General features: G+C 69.1%; 20 protein-coding genes and 1 tRNA gene. 9 read left to right on the top strand and 12 right to left on the bottom strand.

All coding sequences use genetic code 11. The features are described from left to right. Positions 1–3: 3 nt before the first annotated feature. On the top strand, positions 4–960 hold the full coding sequence (locus tag QBJ89_RS16910; RefSeq protein WP_277981645.1) for an MDR/zinc-dependent alcohol dehydrogenase-like family protein: 957 nt from the start codon (positions 4–6) through the stop codon (positions 958–960). Beyond that, positions 953–1,954 (top strand): Gfo/Idh/MocA family protein, encoded by a 1,002-nt coding sequence (locus QBJ89_RS16905; protein WP_277981644.1) that lies wholly within the window; start codon positions 953–955, stop codon positions 1,952–1,954. Before QBJ89_RS16910 ends, QBJ89_RS16905 begins: the two co-directional genes overlap by 8 nt. A 29-nt stretch (positions 1,955–1,983) precedes the next feature. On the opposite strand, the gene QBJ89_RS16900 is transcribed toward QBJ89_RS16905, so the two are convergent. Together QBJ89_RS16900 and QBJ89_RS16895 are read right to left on the bottom strand one after the other, a co-directional pair. Next, a complete protein-coding gene (locus QBJ89_RS16900) occupies positions 1,984–3,105 on the bottom strand; it encodes an NADH:flavin oxidoreductase/NADH oxidase (protein WP_277981643.1) in 1,122 nt (373 codons plus the stop codon). Between the two features lie 302 nt (positions 3,106–3,407). After that, the gene (locus QBJ89_RS16895; protein WP_277981642.1) at positions 3,408–3,545 is read right to left on the bottom strand and encodes a hypothetical protein; all 138 of its coding nucleotides are present in this window, start codon (positions 3,543–3,545) and stop codon (positions 3,408–3,410) included. Positions 3,546–3,822: 277 nt separating this feature from the next. On the opposite strand from QBJ89_RS16895, the gene QBJ89_RS20270 reads away from it, so the two are divergent. After that, entirely contained in the window at positions 3,823–3,999 is a 177-nt protein-coding gene (locus tag QBJ89_RS20270; RefSeq protein WP_431522550.1) for a PEPxxWA-CTERM sorting domain-containing protein, read from the top strand. Between the two features lie 157 nt (positions 4,000–4,156). Here the strand turns inward: QBJ89_RS20270 and QBJ89_RS16890 are convergent. Continuing rightward, positions 4,157–4,233: transfer RNA gene (locus QBJ89_RS16890), tRNA-Pro, on the bottom strand. Between the two features lie 157 nt (positions 4,234–4,390). Here QBJ89_RS16890 and pnuC point away from each other — a divergent pair. From pnuC to lepA, 3 genes are all read left to right on the top strand, one after another. Beyond that, entirely contained in the window at positions 4,391–4,972 is a 582-nt protein-coding gene (gene pnuC / locus QBJ89_RS16885; protein ID WP_277981641.1) for a nicotinamide riboside transporter PnuC, read from the top strand. Continuing rightward, positions 4,969–5,484: an AAA family ATPase gene (locus tag QBJ89_RS16880; protein ID WP_277981640.1), complete on the top strand. Its 516-nt coding sequence runs from the start codon at positions 4,969–4,971 to the stop codon at positions 5,482–5,484. The genes pnuC and QBJ89_RS16880 overlap by 4 nt, the downstream gene beginning before the upstream one ends. Positions 5,485–5,547: 63 nt before the next feature. Continuing rightward, positions 5,548–7,359, top strand: coding sequence for a translation elongation factor 4 (gene lepA, locus QBJ89_RS16875; protein ID WP_277981639.1), 1,812 nt, complete (start codon positions 5,548–5,550; stop codon positions 7,357–7,359). A 3-nt stretch (positions 7,360–7,362) separates the two neighbouring features. Here the strand turns inward: lepA and QBJ89_RS16870 are convergent, their stop codons facing one another. Beyond that, entirely contained in the window at positions 7,363–7,611 is a 249-nt protein-coding gene (locus QBJ89_RS16870) for a KTSC domain-containing protein (RefSeq protein ID WP_277981638.1), read from the bottom strand. Between the two features lie 117 nt (positions 7,612–7,728). On the opposite strand from QBJ89_RS16870, the gene modA reads away from it, so the two are divergent. From modA to QBJ89_RS16855, 3 genes are read left to right on the top strand one after another with little or no spacing between them, the layout of a single operon-like run. After that, positions 7,729–8,484 carry a molybdate ABC transporter substrate-binding protein gene (modA, locus tag QBJ89_RS16865; RefSeq protein ID WP_277981637.1) on the top strand — a complete coding sequence of 252 codons (756 nt, stop codon included), beginning with the start codon at positions 7,729–7,731 and terminating at the stop codon, positions 8,482–8,484. Next, positions 8,481–9,164, top strand: coding sequence for a molybdate ABC transporter permease subunit (gene modB, locus QBJ89_RS16860; protein ID WP_277981636.1), 684 nt, complete (start codon positions 8,481–8,483; stop codon positions 9,162–9,164). The genes modA and modB overlap by 4 nt, the downstream gene beginning before the upstream one ends. Continuing rightward, positions 9,154–9,759: an ATP-binding cassette domain-containing protein gene (locus QBJ89_RS16855; protein ID WP_277981635.1), complete on the top strand. Its 606-nt coding sequence runs from the start codon at positions 9,154–9,156 to the stop codon at positions 9,757–9,759. Before modB ends, QBJ89_RS16855 begins: the two co-directional genes overlap by 11 nt. 22 nt (positions 9,760–9,781) lie before the next feature. Here QBJ89_RS16855 and QBJ89_RS16850 read toward each other — a convergent pair whose 3' ends face one another. The 8 genes from QBJ89_RS16850 to QBJ89_RS16815 all read right to left on the bottom strand — a co-directional run. Further along, positions 9,782–10,081 carry a hypothetical protein gene (locus QBJ89_RS16850; protein ID WP_277981634.1) on the bottom strand — a complete coding sequence of 100 codons (300 nt, stop codon included), beginning with the start codon at positions 10,079–10,081 and terminating at the stop codon, positions 9,782–9,784. Beyond that, on the bottom strand, positions 10,078–11,079 hold the full coding sequence (locus QBJ89_RS16845) for a chemotaxis protein CheB (RefSeq protein ID WP_277981633.1): 1,002 nt from the start codon (positions 11,077–11,079) through the stop codon (positions 10,078–10,080). The genes QBJ89_RS16850 and QBJ89_RS16845 overlap by 4 nt, the downstream gene beginning before the upstream one ends. A 47-nt stretch (positions 11,080–11,126) precedes the next feature. After that, entirely contained in the window at positions 11,127–11,567 is a 441-nt protein-coding gene (locus QBJ89_RS16840) for a chemotaxis protein CheW (protein WP_277981632.1), read from the bottom strand. A gap of 26 nt (positions 11,568–11,593) precedes the next feature. Then, entirely contained in the window at positions 11,594–11,968 is a 375-nt protein-coding gene (locus QBJ89_RS16835) for a response regulator (protein WP_277981631.1), read from the bottom strand. Positions 11,969–11,997: 29 nt separating this feature from the next. Further along, positions 11,998–12,552: a chemotaxis protein CheD gene (locus QBJ89_RS16830; RefSeq protein ID WP_277981630.1), complete on the bottom strand. Its 555-nt coding sequence runs from the start codon at positions 12,550–12,552 to the stop codon at positions 11,998–12,000. After that, positions 12,549–13,568 (bottom strand): protein-glutamate methylesterase/protein-glutamine glutaminase, encoded by a 1,020-nt coding sequence (locus tag QBJ89_RS16825; RefSeq protein ID WP_277981629.1) that lies wholly within the window; start codon positions 13,566–13,568, stop codon positions 12,549–12,551. Before QBJ89_RS16825 ends, QBJ89_RS16830 begins: the two co-directional genes overlap by 4 nt. After that, complete coding sequence (locus tag QBJ89_RS16820; protein WP_277981628.1) at positions 13,565–14,434, bottom strand: CheR family methyltransferase; 870 nt, start codon at positions 14,432–14,434, stop codon at positions 13,565–13,567. The genes QBJ89_RS16825 and QBJ89_RS16820 overlap by 4 nt, the downstream gene beginning before the upstream one ends. Then, on the bottom strand, positions 14,431–15,695 hold a 1,265-nt coding region (locus QBJ89_RS16815), incomplete at its 5' end, for a chemotaxis protein CheA (protein WP_277981627.1). The genes QBJ89_RS16820 and QBJ89_RS16815, both read right to left, overlap by 4 nt.

Below are 15,695 nucleotides of genomic sequence, written 5' to 3'. Positions count from 1 at the left end.
ATGATGGCCGCGGCGGTGTTGATGGCGCCGCGACGGTTCGAGCTGCGCGAGGCACCGGTGCCGCGGCCGGGCACGGGCGAGGTGCGCGTACGTCTTGAGGGCTGCGGCGTGTGCGCGTCGAACGTCGAACCGTGGGAGGGGCAGCCGTGGTCGACCTACCCCAGCGAAGCCGGCGGGATGGGGCATGAGGGCTGGGGCGTGGTCGACGCGCTGGGCGAGGGCGTCAGCGATGTCGCCCTCGGCGACCGAGTGACGATGCTGTCAGGACACAGCTTCGCGCCTTATGACGTGGCGGCGGTCGATCAATTGGTGCGGCTCCCAGCCGGGCTCGACGGGCGCGCCTTCCCGGGCGAGCCGCTGGCGTGCGCGATGAACATCTTTCGTCGTAGCGCGATCGAACCCGGCCAGACCGTGGCGATCGTCGGCATCGGCTTTCTCGGCGCGGTGCTGACGAAGCTGGCGAGCGATGCGGGGGCGCGGGTGATCGCGATCTCGCGGCGTGCCGAGTCGCTCGCGCTGGCGACCCGCTACGGCGCCGCCGAGACGATCGCGATGGACGATCATTGGGCGATCATCGAGCGCGTCAAGGAGCTCACCGGCGAGGCGTTGTGTGCGCGCGTGATCGAGGCAGTCGGCAAGCAATGGCCGCTCGATCTCGCCTCGGCGATCACCGGCTTCGGCGGGCGCCTGATCGTGGCAGGCTATCACCAGGACGGACCGCGCCAGGTCAACATGCAGGACTGGAACTGGAAAGGGATCGACGTGATCAACGCGCACGAGCGTGACCCGCGCGTCAACCGACGCGGGCTGGAGGAAGCGGTCGAGGCGGTCGCGAGCGGACGGATCGATCTTGCGCCGCTGTTGACGCATCATTTTCCGTTGGGCGCGCTCAATGACGCGATCGCCGCGACGCGCGACAAGCCGCACGGCTTCGTCAAGGCGGTGATCGACCTTGGGTAGGGCGGCCAAGCCACGCGTCGGCTTCCTCGGGACCGGCTGGATCGGTCGGCACCGCATGGCGGCGATGATCGCGACCGATTGCATCGAGCCGGTCGCCGTGTGCGAACCGGGGACGGACAATCTGCGCGAGGCACTGGCGCTCGCGCCGGGGATGCGCGCGGTGGCAACGTTGCACGAGCTGCTGGCGTTCGGTCTCGACGGGGTGGTGATCGCGACGCCCAGCGCGCTCCACGCCGCTCAATCGATCGAGGCGCTGGCGGCGGGCGCGGCGGTGTTCTGCCAGAAGCCGCTGGGGCGCGACGCGGGCGAGGCCGCGGCGGTGGTCGCCGCGGCGCGCGCGGCCGATCGGCTGCTCGGTCTGGACTTGTCCTACCGCTTCACCGAGGGGGTGCGCCAGATCGGCGAGCTGCTCGCGCGCGACGCGCTCGGCCGCCTGTTCGCGATCGATCTCACCTTTCACAACGCTTATGGCCCGGACAAGCCATGGTTCTATGACAAGGCCCAATCGGGCGGCGGCTGCGTGATGGACCTTGGCATCCATCTCGCCGACCTGGCGCTGTGGCTCACCGATTTTCCGGACGCCGAGGTGACCGACGCCGCGCTCTACGCCGGCGGAGCGCCGTTGGGCGACGGCGCCGTGGAGGATTATGCGGTCGCCACGGTGCGGCTGGGCGTCGGCGTGACGCTGCGGCTGGCCTGTTCCTGGCGGCTCCACGCCGGGCAGGACGCGGTGATCGAGGCGGCCTTCTACGGCGCGGCGGGCGGCGCGGCGCTGCGCAACGTCGGCGGCTCCTTCTACGACTTCACGGCGGAGCATTTCCGCGGCACGGCGCGCGAGACGCTCGCGTTACCGCCCGATGATTGGGGCGGCCGCGCCGCGGTCGATTGGGCCGAGCGGCTCGCAGGGGGCGCACGCTTCGACGACGGCGCGGAGCGCTTCGTGCGCACCGCCGCGCTGCTCGATTCGATCTACGCGCGGGCGCGGCGAAGTTAGCGGGGCGGACCTCACCGCCCCGCACCTGTTCAGCTCTCCGCGCTGCCCTCGACATCGAACAGCGAGCGGTACTGGCGTGGCTGCGAGCGCAGATATTGGTCGGACGCCTTCACCCGTCCGCCGAGATGCGCCGCGGCGTGCCACGGCCAGCGCGGGTCGTAGAGGATCGTCCGCGCCAGCGCGATCAGGTCGGCGTCGCCGGTACCGACGATCGCCTCGGCCTGCTCATAGTCGGTGATCAGCCCGACCGCGACGACCGGGATCGACACCGCCTGCTTGACCGCCCGCGCCAGCGGCACCTGGTAGCTCGGACCGACCGGGATGTTCTGGCGCGGATCGAGCCCGCCGCTCGAAACGTGGATCGCGGCGCAGCCGCGCGCCTCCAGCGCCTGGGCGAAGGCGATCGTCTGCTCGGCGTCCCACCCGCCCTCGACCCAATCGCTGCCCGAGACCCGCATCGTCACCGCGCGCTCGGCGGGGAAGGCAGCGCGGACCGCGTCGAACACCTCGAGCGGAAAGCGCAGCCGGTTTTCAAGGTTGCCGCCATATTCGTCGTCGCGCCGGTTCGACAGCGGCGAGAGAAACTGGTGGAGCAGGTAGCCATGTGCGCCGTGCAGTTGCACCGCGTCGATGTCGAGCCGGGCCGCCCGGCGCGCCGCCGCGACGAAGGCGTCGCGTATCCGCGCCAGGCCATCGCGGTCGAGCGCGGCGGGTGGGTTTTCCGCCGCGGCGAAGGCGAGCGGTGAGGGGGCGAGCGTCTGCCAGCCGTTGGCGTGATCGGGCGCGAGCTGTGCACCGCCGTGCCACGGCAGGTCGGTCGACGCCTTGCGCCCGGCATGCGCCAGCTGGATGGCGATCGGCATGTCCGAGTGGCGCCGCACCGTCTCGAGCACGCGCGCCATCGCCGCCTCGGTCCCGTCGTCCCACAAGCCGACGTCGGCGTAGGTGATGCGACCGTCAGGCTCGACCGCGGTGGCCTCGATCGTCAGCAGCGCCGCACCCGAGAGCGCGAGCTGGCCGAGGTGGATCAGGTGCCAGTCGGTCATGCACCCGTTCTCGGCCGAATATTGGCACATCGGCGCGATGACGATCCGATTGGCCAGCGACAGGCCGCCGACCTCGAATGGTTCGAATAGCTTGGGTCCGCTCACGCGAGGCTCCTCGATGGGGTGAGGGGAGAATACGCACCAGCCCGGCGTCGGTGCCGCGCGAGACGGTCAGAGAAAATTTACCCTGATGTGGGATCAACTGTCTCGACGCACTCGGGTGCGATGGAGGGACGCGGGATGATCATCGCTGCCGGCTATGCCATCGGATTTGGCTTCACGCTAACGGCGGTGGCGCGCACCTGCTGGCGGATGCAACGGCGGTCGGCACGCGTCTTGGCCTGACGCGAAACGGCCGCGCCATCACTTGGAATGGCGCGGCCGCGACGATGTGACGGAGGCGACGCTTAGGCGCGGGCGCTGACCGCCCGCTCGAGCATCGCCGCTTCGACCGGCGTCAGACCGGTGCGCGGATCATCGTTGATGCGCTTGGTGGCGTTAGCGGCGGGCTTGGTGCGGAACAGGCTCAGCGTCGTGCTCTTCATGGCTAACCTCATAACGGGACAGGACATCTGTCGCTCGTCGTGGGGAGAACAACCGTATCGCACCCGCTTTGTTCCCGTAACGGGTCCGGCCTGTGCTGCAGGCCCGCAAACGTGCCGAGGCTTATGCCCGAGCACTGGCGTGGCGGTCGGGACCACGTCCGGCGCAGCTTGATTAAGCGAGAGCAGCAGCCTGTCGTCCGATGCCGGACGCTTCGCGTCAGGTGCACCGACCAGTCTCTTCGATGGGTCACCCGACGGTTACCTCTGCAAGCGCGCGGTGCGCTGCGAGGGTTCGTTCACGTTCGACGAGAGTGGCGAAGGGCCATACGGTCGCTTGCGCCTGTCGTCGCTTACCCTCTCGACGGCGAGCGCCCCCGAACCGTCCACCTGGAGGACGATGGTCCTGGGATTTGGTCTGGCGGGCGCCGCCATGCGTCGCGATGGGCCGGCCTAGCTTCCTGAATGATGGTGCGGATCCGGCCGGAAGCGCGATGATCGGAACCGTAGCGGCTCCTTAACACCCGCAAGTGCAGCTCAAGCCATGGGACCCAATTGAACCCTCGGCCCGTATCTCGCTGTTTACTTTTAAGCTGATCTCACAAGGAGATAATTGGTCGGGGAAAGAGGATTCGAACCTCCGGCCCCTGCGTCCCGAACACAGTGCTCTACCAGGCTGAGCTATTCCCCGACCAGGGTGCCGTCCGGCCAGAGCCGGTGACAGGGCGCGGCTTATATCAGTGGTTCGTCGGCGCGCAAGCGGCTATTCGCGCCTTCACGACGATTGCTGTACGTGAACGTGCGCAAGCCTCTTGGCGGCGTCGCGCGAGCGTGGAAAGACCGATCCCATGTCGCTGATCGAATGGGTCGCCACGCTGCTGGGAATCGCCTGTGTCGCGCTCGCGGCACGGCGCAGCGTGTGGACCTTCCCGACCGGTATCGGCGCGGTGACGCTGCTGGGCGCAGTGGTGTTTGAGCAGCGGCTCTATTCGGACGCGCTGCTCCAGGGCTTTTTCGTCGTCGCCAACATCTACGGCTGGGCGACGTGGCGGCGCGAGCGACGGCGCGCGGGCGAGGTGACAGTGGAGCGGCTCGGCGCACCGGCGCGGCTCGGCTGGGCGGGCGCGATCGTCGCGGCGGCGGTGCTGTGGGGCGCGACGATGCACCGTCTCACCGACGCGAGCTATCCCTGGTGGGACGCGGCGATCGCCGCGGCCAGCGTCGTGGCGCAGCTGCTGATGGCGCGGCGCAAGATCGAGAATTGGTGGCTGTGGATCGCGGTCGATCTCGCCTCGGTGCCGCTTTACCTCGCCAAGCAGCTGTACCTCTTCGCCGCGCTTTACCTCGTCTATCTTGCGCTCGCGGTGATCGGGCTGGTCGAGTGGCGCCGCGCACGCCACCACGCGCCGGTGCTGGCGGTGCCGGCGTGACGCTGCGCACGATCTGCCTCCACGGTCCCGAGAGCACGGGCAAGTCGACGATGGCGCCGCGGCTGGCCAAGCAGTTCGATTCGGTCTGCGTCGCCGAATTCGGCCGGACCTATTGCGAGCGCTACGGCACCGATCTCACGATGGCCGACCTGGTGGTGATCGCACACACGCAGGACATGAAGGCGCGCAAGGCGGTCGACTCGGGCGCGCACCCGGTGATCCTCGACACCGATCCGCTGATGAGCGCGGTCTGGGCCGACATGATGTTCGGCCGCCGCGATCCCTGGTTCGCGCGCTGGAACAATGTGGCGGACCTCTACCTGCTGTTCGACATCGACCTGCCATGGCAGCCCGACGGCACGCGGCTGTTCGGCAATCGTGCGGCGCGGCAACGCTTCTTTGATCTCTCCCGGCGCGAGCTGGAGCGCCGCGGCGTGCGTTGGGCGCTGGTGAGCGGCGAGGGGAGCCGTCGCTACCTCAACGCGCTGGACGCCATCCACGCCGCGGCGTGAGACGGGGGATGCCCGCCGAATGGCTGGCGCGGCCGGTCACGCTGCGCTAGGCACCCGCGGATCATGGCCACCCCGCTCGACACGATCCGCAATTTCTCGATCATCGCCCATATCGACCACGGCAAGTCGACCCTCGCCGACCGACTGATCCAGGCCACCGGTGGCCTCACCGATCGCGAGATGAGCGAGCAGGTGCTCGACAACATGGATATCGAGAAGGAGCGCGGGATCACGATCAAGGCGCAAACCGTGCGCCTCTCGTACAAGGCGCAGGACGGCGTGACCTACACGCTCAACCTGATGGACACGCCGGGCCACGTCGACTTCGCCTATGAGGTGAGCCGCAGCCTCGCCGCCTGCGAGGGCGCGCTGCTGGTGGTCGACGCGGCGCAGGGCGTCGAGGCGCAGACGCTCGCCAACGTCTATCAGTCGATCGAGCACGACCATGAGATCGTGCCCGTGATCAACAAGATCGACCTTCCCGCCGCAGAGCCCGAGCAGGTGCGCCAGGAGATCGAGGATGTCATCGGCCTCGACGCCTCCGAGGCGGTGCTCGCCAGCGCCAAGTCCGGCATCGGCATTGCCGACATCCTCGAGGCGATCGTGCGCAAGATCCCGGCCCCCAAGGGCGACGCCGACGCGCCGCTCAAGGCGATGCTGGTCGACAGCTGGTACGACCCCTATCTCGGCGTCGTTATCCTGGTGCGCGTGATCGACGGGATGCTGCGAAAGGGCCAGCAGGTCACCTTCATGCAGGCGGGGACGCAGCATCTGGTCGACCGCGTCGGCTGCTTCCGCCCTAAGATCGAGCAGCTTACCGACCTGGGCCCGGGCGAGATCGGCTTCATCACCGCGCAGATCAAGGACGTGGCGATGGCACGCGTCGGCGACACGCTGACCGACGCCAAGCGCCCGGCGACCGCGGCCCTGCCCGGCTTCAAGGAAGTCCAGCCGGTCGTCTTCTGCGGTCTCTTCCCGGTCGACGCCAACGACTTCGAGAAGCTGCGCGAGAGCATCTCCAGGCTGCGACTGAACGACGCCTCGTTCAGCTTCGAGATGGAGACCAGCGCCGCGCTCGGCTTCGGCTTCCGCTGCGGCTTCCTCGGGCTGCTGCATCTGGAGATCATCCAGGAGCGGCTGACGCGTGAGTATGATCTCGACCTGATTACCACCGCACCCTCGGTCGTCTATCAGATCGAGCTGACCCACGGCGGCGGACACATCGAGCTCCATAACCCGGCGGACATGCCCGATCCCAACAAGATCGAGAGCATCAGCGAGCCGTGGATCGAGGCGGTGATCTACGTCCCCGACGAATATCTCGGCTCGATCCTGAAGCTCTGCCAGGATCGCCGCGGCATCCAGAAGAACCTCACCTATGTCGGCGGGCGCGCGCAGGCGACCTATGAGCTGCCGCTCAACGAGGTGGTGTTCGACTTCTACGATCGGCTCAAGTCGCTGTCGAAGGGCTATGCCAGCTTCGACTATCACCAGATCGGCTACCGCGAGGGCGATCTCGTCAAGATGTCGATCCTCGTCAACGAGGAGCCGGTCGACGCGCTCAGCATGATCGTCCACCGCGGCACCGCCGAGGTGCGCGGGCGCGGCATGTGCGAGCGGCTTAAGGAGCTGATCCCACGCCACTTGTTCAAAATCCCGATCCAGGCCGCGATTGGCGGCAAGGTGATCGCGCGCGAGACGATCAGCGCGATGCGCAAGGACGTTACCGCCAAATGCTATGGCGGCGACGCGACGCGTAAGCGCAAGCTGCTGGAAAAGCAGAAGAAGGGTAAGCTGAAGATGCGCGAATACGGCAGCGTCAGCATCCCGCAGGAAGCCTTTATCGCGGCGCTCCGCATGGGCGACGAGAACTGACGCTCAGGCGGCGCGCTCGTCGAGTGGGTAGCGTCGTCGCCCGTCTGCGGGTGCGCCGGCGAAGCGATCGCGCAGCTCGGCGTTGAAGTAACTGCCTGTCGACGGTGCGGCGACCAGCGCGTCATAGGTCGCGCGCGGAACGTCGCGATACAGATAGCGGCCGCCTTTGCGGAAGGTCACGAGGAGCGTGTACGCCTCGTCGTCATAGACGAGCCGGTCGATCAGCGACGAGGCGGGGCGGTGCATGCGCATAGGGGGTGAGCGCCCATCGCCCGCGCGCGTTCCGTCGCTCGCGGCGAGATGAGTCAACAGCGCGGCGGCGCGAGTCCGCTTGTTGTATCCGTGCGGATGCGGTGCGATGGCACGCTCATGCGTGTCCTTCTCTCGCTGCTCCTGCTGCTGCTCGCCGGCCCTGCGATGGCGCAGGAGCGTGCCGCCCCCCTCGTGCTCGCCGCCGCCAGCCTGCAGGAGGCGATGACGGACGCCGCTGACGCCTGGTCTCGGCAGGGGCATCCACGGCCGGTGCTATCGTTTGCTGCCTCCTCCGCCTTGGCGCGGCAGATCAGCGCGGGTGGTCGCGCCGACCTGTTCGCCTCGGCCGACGGCGACTGGATGGACGAGGTTGAGCGCCGCGGCCGAATCATCTCCGGCACACGCGCGATCCTCGCGCGCAACCGGCTGGTCGTGGTGGCGCGCGCCGGCACGCCCGACATCAGCGCGATGCGCGGCGCCGCGCTGGCGCGCCGGCTCGGTGCCGCGCCGCTGGCGATGGCCGATCCAGCGGCGGTGCCCGCGGGCAGGTACGGCGAGGCCGCGCTGCGGACGCTCGGCGCCTGGAACGCGGTAAGCGGTCGCATCGTGCGTGCCGAGAACGTCCGTGCCGCGCTGGCGCTGGTGGAGCGGGGGGCGGCACCCTACGGCATCGTCTACGCTACCGACGCGCGCGCCTCTACGAAGGTGCGCATCGCGGGCGTCTTCCCCGCGGCGAGCCATCCGCCGATCGTCTATCCTCTGGCGCGCCTCGCCAACGGCCCGGCGCCGCGCGAGGCCGAGGGTTTTCGCCGCTTCCTGCTGTCGCGTGCGGGGCAGGCGATCCTGGCGCGCCGCGGCTTCGCAACGCGGTGAGCGAGCTTGCCGCGATCGTGCGGCTGACCTTGCTGGTCGGGGGCACCGCGACGCTGGCGACGCTGCCGCTCGCTGTCGCGCTCGCCTGGGTGCTGGCGCGCTGGCAATTTCCGGGCAAGGTGCTGCTCGACGGGCTGATCCACCTGCCGCTGGTGGTGCCGCCGGTAGTGACCGGCTGGCTGCTGCTGCTCGCCTTCGCGCCCGCCGGTCCGATCGGCGGCGCACTTGAGCGCTGGTTCGGGGTCTCGGTGCTGTTCCGCTGGAGCGGCGCGGCGATCGCCGCGGGGGTGATGGCATTGCCGCTGATGGTGCGTGCAATCCGGCTGTCGCTCGAGGCGGTCGACCGGCGGCTCGAGCAGGCCGCGCGCACGCTCGGCGCGGGGAAGTGGCGGACCTTTGCGACCGTGACACTGCCGCTCGCCGGGCCGGGGATCGCGGCAGGCGCGGTGCTCGGCTTCGCGCGCTCGATCGGCGAGTTTGGGGCGACCATCACCTTCGTCTCCAACGTGCCGGGCGAGACGCAGACGCTACCGCTCGCGATCTACGCGGCGCTGCAGACGCCCGGCGGGGAGGCTGCGGTCGGGCGGCTCGCCGCGGCATCGGTCGCGCTGTCGCTCGCGGCGCTGGTGACGGCGGAGTGGCTGGTGCGGCGCGCGGGGCGGGGCGTCCGTGTCCTTTGACGTCGACGTAACCGCGGCGCGGGGTGGCGCCACCGTCGGCGCGCGTTTCGTGGTGGGCGAGGGGCTCACAATGCTCGTCGGTCCGTCGGGCGTTGGCAAAACCAGCGTGCTGGACATGATCGCCGGGCTGCTGCGGCCGCTGCACGGGCATGTTCGAGTCGACGGGCGAACGTTATATGACTCCGCGATGGGTATCGACCTGCCGCCGGAGCAGCGTAGCGCCGGCTATGTCTTTCAGGACATGCGACTGTTCCCGCACCGCCGGGTGCGTACCAACCTGCTGTACGGCGCGCGCGACGCGACGCGGTTGGCCGAGGTGGCGGTGATGCTCGACGTAGGCCACCTGCTCGACCGCTGGCCGCGTACGTTATCGGGCGGGGAGGCGCGCCGGGTGGCGATCGGACGCGCGTTGCTGAGCGACGCCGCCTTCCTGCTGCTCGACGAGCCGTTGTCCTCGCTTGATCCGGCGCGGCGCGAGGAGGCAGCGCGCGCGATCGAGCGGGTGCGCGACTCCCGCGCGGTCCCGATCCTGATGGTCACGCACGACCGCGGCGAGGCCGAGCGACTCGGCGACCGCGTGATCGCGATCGACTAGAGCCCGGTTCTCGCCGCTCCCGTCAGGCCGCGGCGGCTTGCTGCTGCAGCGAGGCCAAGGTCGCGCGGAGACGGTCGACCATGTCCTGCAGGGTCACTGCGCCGAGATCAGCCTCCGACGCGCCGTCGACGCGGAGGAGCGTGGCGACCGCGAGCTGGATCTGCGTGACATAGTCGATGCGCTGGATGCTCGCCATGTGGCGGCGCAGCGTCTCGCCGTTACTGCCGAGATCATAAGCGAGCTCGTTGAGTTCGTTCGAGGCGAACACCAGCTCCTCGGCCAGCGCCAGCGCGAGCGGTCGCGAGATCGCGCCCGCGCTCATTTCGAGCACATCTTGAGCACGCTCGTGACCAGCGCGTCGCTCGCGACCGGCTGCGACACCATCCCGCGCGCCAGCGTGTAGCCGCCCTCGTCCGATGGCGAGAAGGCGTAACCGCCCGCGGCGTTGAGCGCCTTGAGCCCGCCGGCACCATCCTCGTTGGAGTCTAGCAATAGCACGCCCACCGCGTTGCTCGCCGCCGCCTTGGCGGCCGAGGCGAACAGCAGCGAGATCGAGGGGCGCTCGCCGGCGACCGGATCGCGCGGCAGCAGCCGAAGCGTGCCGTTGGGCCAGCTGTCGATCACGAGATGCGCGTCGCCGTGCGGGGCGAGATAGATCGTGCCCTGCTCGGGCTTCATCCCGTCCGCGGCGACCACGACCTTGGGCGCGACCTGCTCGGCGAGCTTTGCCGCCATGCTCTCGACCAGGCCCGGGCCGAGATGCTGCACCACCACGGTCGGCGGGCAATTGGCGGGGAAGGTCGAGAACAGGTCGAAGATCGACTTGGTGCTCGACGCGTCGCCGCCGACCAGCAACAGTCGCCCGTTCCAGTCGATCGCGGGCGCCTTCGCGGTCTTGGGCGGCGCCTTGGGCTTGATGTCGGCCTTCTTGGCCGCCTTCAGCCGTTTGGCGAGCTTGGCGATGATCGCGTCGAGCTCGGCCGGAGCGGCGACGCGCGGTTTCGGAAAACAGTCGATCGCGCCGAGACGCAGCGCCTCGATCGACTCCGCGGCGCCGTCCTGGGTGCGGGTCGAGAACATGATCACCGGCATCGGCTTGGTGTCCATGATCTCGGCGAGATATTCGAGCCCGCTCATGCCGGGCATCTCGACGTCGAGCGTCATTACGTCGGGCCAGGTCGAGGCGACCAGCGCGCGCGCCTCGGCGGCGCCGTCGGCCATGCCGACCACCTCCACGCCCGGGATCCGCTCCAACGCGCCCGAGATCAGCGCGCGCATGGTCAACGAATCGTCGACCACCAATACTTTCGTTCCAGCCATGACCGCGTCCTAGGCGAAAAGCGTAAACGTAACTTTTATCACTTCGATCAAGCGGCGTCCGCCATCACGCTGCGCTCGACCAGCCGCTCGAGTGCGAGCACCAGGATCAGCCGCTGGTCAATCGTCGCGAGGCCGTCGAGGAACTGCGACGCCGCGGCGTCGCCCATGTCGGGCAGCGGCTGCATGTCTTCGGTCTGCACCGTGACGATGTCGTTCACCGCGTCGACGATAATGCCCTGCAACTGCTCGCCGATGCGCACGACGATGATGACGTGGCGGGCGGTCGGGTCGGTCACCCCCCAGCCGAGCCGGTGGCGCAGGTCGAGCACCGGCAGCACCACGCCGCGCAGGTTGACGACGCCGCGCACATGGCTCGGCACGTTGGGCAGCGGCGTGGCGGGCGACCAGGCGCGGATCTCGCGGATCGCCATGATGTCGACGCCCAGATGCTGGTCGCCGAGCTGGAAGGTGATGAGCTGACGGGACATGGGTGATTCCTCGGATACGCTGGGGATCAGTGCAGCACGCGTCGGATCGCGGCGGCGAGCTTCTCGGGGTGGAACGGCTTGACGATCCAGCCGGTGGCGCCGGCGTCGCGCGCGCGCTGCTTCTTCTCGTCCGAACTCTCGGTGGTGAGCACCAGGATCGGCAGCGAGCGGCGACCGTCGGCGCGGACCTGCTCGATCAATCCGAAACCGTCCATGCGCGGCATGTTGATGTCGGTGATGAGCAGGTCGGGCTCCTCCTCGGGCTCGAAATTCTGCAACGTCTCGAGCGCGTGCACCCCGTCCTCGGCCTCGACGACATTGTAGCCGAGATCGGTGAGCGCCGCCCGCAGCAGCATTCGCATGCTGGGCGAGTCGTCCACGGTCATGATCGTCTTGGTCACGGGAAAGGGCTCCTGGGCAATGCTGGAAATCAGAAGAACTCGACGTCGCCGACATGGGCGATCGCGGAAATGGGGGCGGGGGCGACCCGCAGTAGCGGCGGCGGCGCGCCCTCGGTGACGACGCGACAGCGCGCGAGACCCAGAGCGGCGCGAAACTCGACCCGTCGCGCGCCGTTGCCGCCGACGTCCTCGCCGACCAGCGAGATCTTCTCGTCGCGCAGGAAGCGCCGTGCGAACGCGATGTTGTCGCCGCCGATGTCGCGGAAGCCCGAGCGCATCGTCGCCCCTCCGAAGATACGCGCCTTCATGCGCGACCGCACCGCGCCCATCGAGAGCATGGCGTTGATCAGCACTTCCATGGCGTAGACACCGTAGCGCTGCATCGAGGCGGGATCGGACACATTCCCCTCGGCTAACAGGTAATGGTTAAGGCCTCCCACCTTGGCGACCGGATCATAGAAGCAAGCAGCGACGCAGCTACCCAGAACGGTGGTCAGCACCACGTCCTCACGGTCGCTGACCTTGGTCTCGCCCTGCGCCACGGTGAGACGACGGAAGCCGTCGCGGAGCGTGAGGCTGTTCATGCGCGACACTCTTGCAGCAGCCGCGGCGCGATGCGACGCAGCGGCAGCTGCTGTACCACCGCGCCGATACGATGCGCCACCGCGGGCATGCCGTAGACGACGCTGGTGGCCTCGTCCTGCCCGATCGTCACCGAGCCGGTCGTGCGCATCGCGAGCATGCCCTCGGCCCCGTCGGCGCCCATGCCGGTGAGGAGCGCGCCGACCGCGTCGGCGCCGGCGCAGCGCGCGACCGACTGGAACAGGGTGTCGACCGAGGGCTGATGCCCGCTCACCTTGGGGCCCTGGAGCAGGCGGCAGTGGCGTTTGCCGCCGCTGCCCGCGATCTCGAGATGGCGGTCGCCGCCCGGTGCGAGATAGACCTTGCCGACCTGGAGCGGCGCGCCGGCACGCGCCTCCTCGACGCTCGGGCGGCACAGCCGGTCGAGCCGCGCGGCGAAGCTCGCGGTGAAGCTCGCCGGCATATGCTGGACGATGACGGTCGGGGGGCAATTGGCGGGGAAGCCGGTCAGCAGCTCGATCAGCGCCTCGACCCCGCCGGTCGAGGCGCCGACCGCGATCAGCGCGTTGTCGCGCGGACGATAGTCACCGTCGATCGTCTCGGCCTTGGGCGGCAGCGGCGCGAGGCGGCGGCGCGTGCCCGAGGCAGCGCGCACCAGCGCGGGGAGCCGGATCGCGTCGCCCTCACGCCGCAGCGAGAGCTTGTCGAAACATTCGAATGCGCCCAGCTCCAGCGCGGCGATGCTCGCCTCCGCGCCATCCGAGGTGAGCGTCGACAGCATCACCACGGGAGTCGGGCGCAGCCGCATCAGCCGCTCGAGAAAGTCGAGCCCGTTCATGCCCGGCATCTCGATGTCGAGCGTGACGACGTCGGGGTCGAGCTCCTTGATCTTGGCGCGCGCCTCCTCGGCGCTTCCGGCGGTGCCGACGACCTCGATCGCAGGATCGGTCGACAGCGTGCGCCGGATCAACGCCTGCATCGTGAGCGAGTCGTCGACGACGAGGGTGCGGACGCTCATGCCGCCACCTTCAGATAAGCGGTGCGCCCGACGCTCTCGAAGCGGTGCGCGACCTCGTCGGCGAGCCGCTCGGAATGGCCGATGTAGAGCATGCCGCCCGTCTCCAGATGGTCAGCGAGCCGTGCTTGCAGCCGCGCTTTTGTTGGTTCGTCGAAATAGATCATCACGTTGCGGCAGCAGATCGCGTCGAAGCGACCGCGCATCGGCCAATTGCCGAGCAGGTTGAGCGGGCGGAAGGCGATCGCGTCGCGCAGCATCGGATCGACCGTCTGGCGCTCGCTCGGCCCGCTCAGCCACGCGCTACGCAGCGCCGGCGGTACCGTGCGCAGCGTCGCCGCCGGATAGATGCCGGCGCGCGCGGTGGCGAGCACGCTGGGCGAGACATCGGTGGCGAGCAGCTTGAAGTCGGCGCGCAGCACGCGCTGCGCCAGGTTGCGATCGGTGCCGAAGCTCGCCATCAGCCAGCTGTACGGTTCCTCGCCGCTCGAACAGGCCGCCGACCACAGCCGCACGCGCCCGCCGCCGAGCACGCGCTGCGACAGCTTGGGCCACAGCCGCTCGACGAAATCCTCGAAATGATGCGCCTCGCGAAAGAAGGCGGTGTGGTTCGTCGTGATCGCGTCGAACATGCGCAGCCGCTCGTCCGCGTCCTGCTCGATCAACTTGATATAGGCGCCGACGCTGTCGAGCCCGCACGCGCGCACGCGCGGCGCGACCCGGCCGTACACCAGCTGCGCCTTGCCGTCGGGCAGCAGAATGCCGAGCTCGTCATAGACCATCCGCGCGATCGCCTGATGATCCGCCGGCACGAAGTGGAACTCGCGCTTGAGCGACGATTCGCTCGGGAGGGCGATCGCCGGGATCATGCCGCGTGTGCCAGCACCGGGCGCGGCGTGCGGACGCGGTGCGCGGTCAGCGCGTCGACGTCGATGATCAGCGCGACGCGGCCATCGCCGAGGATGGTCGCGCCGGCGAGTCCGTCGATCGCCTGGTAATTGGCCTCGAGGCTCTTCACCACGACTTGGCGCTGGTCCTGGATCGAGTCGACCAGCAGCGCGGCCTGGCCGTGATCGGCCTCCACCACGATCAGCACCGCATTGGCGGGATCGCGCTCGCCGCCGCCGAGGCCGAGCTGCTCCGCCACCGGATAGATCGGCACGTACGACCCGCGCACGTCGAGCACGGATCCGTCGACGCCGATCGCGGTCACCGCGCCGTCGGTAGGGCGCAGGCTCTCGACGATATGGCTCAGCGGGATGACGAAGGTCTGGTCGCCGACGGTGACGATCATGCCGTCGACCACCGCGAGCGTCAGCGGCAGGCTGAGCGAGAAGCTCGAGCCCGAACCGAACTTGGACTGGATGCCGATCCGGCCGCCGAGCGCCTGGACGTTCTTGCGCACCACGTCCATGCCGACGCCGCGCCCCGAGATGTTCGAGACCGTCGCCGCGGTGGAGAAGCCGGGCGCGAAGATCAGATTGTCGACCTCCTCGTCGCTCAGCACCGCGTCGGGCAGGATGATGCCGCGCTCGATCGCCTTGGCGCGGACGCGCGCGCGGTCGATGCCGCGACCGTCGTCGCTGACGGTGATGACGATGCGGCCCGAGTGGTGCGCCGCCGACAGCGTGACCACACCCTCGGCCGGCTTGCCCGCGGCGATCCGCTCCTCGGGCGTCTCCAGCCCGTGGTCGACCGCGTTGCGGATGAGGTGCGTCAGCGGCTCGCCGATCCGCTCGACCACGGTCTTGTCGACCTCGGTCATCTCGCCCTCGATGTCGAGGCGGACGCGTTTGCCGGTCTCGCCCTCAAGCTCCCGGATGATCCGCGGCACGCGGCTGAACACCGTCTTCATTGGCTGGGCGCGGATCGCCATGGTCGATTCCTGCAGCTCGCGCGTCAGGTGATCGAGGTCGGTGAGCTCGGAGATGCCCGCCATGTTGTTCTCGGACAGGCGCTGAGCCAGCATCGCCTGGGTGATCACCAGCTCGCCGACCAGGTTGACGAGGCGATCCAGCTTGTCGAGGTCGACCCGGATCGTCTGCGCCACCGCGGTCGGCGCGGGCGCTACGACGGAGGCGACCACAGGCGCAGGCGGTGCCGGCTTGGGCGCGGGCGCCGCGGTGACGG

It is taken from the genome of Sphingomonas phyllosphaerae (genome assembly GCF_029623345.1).
In the GTDB taxonomy this organism is placed as follows: Bacteria; Pseudomonadota; Alphaproteobacteria; order Sphingomonadales; family Sphingomonadaceae; genus Sphingomonas; species Sphingomonas phyllosphaerae_C.
This window is presented reverse-complemented; position numbering and strand designations above follow the sequence as displayed.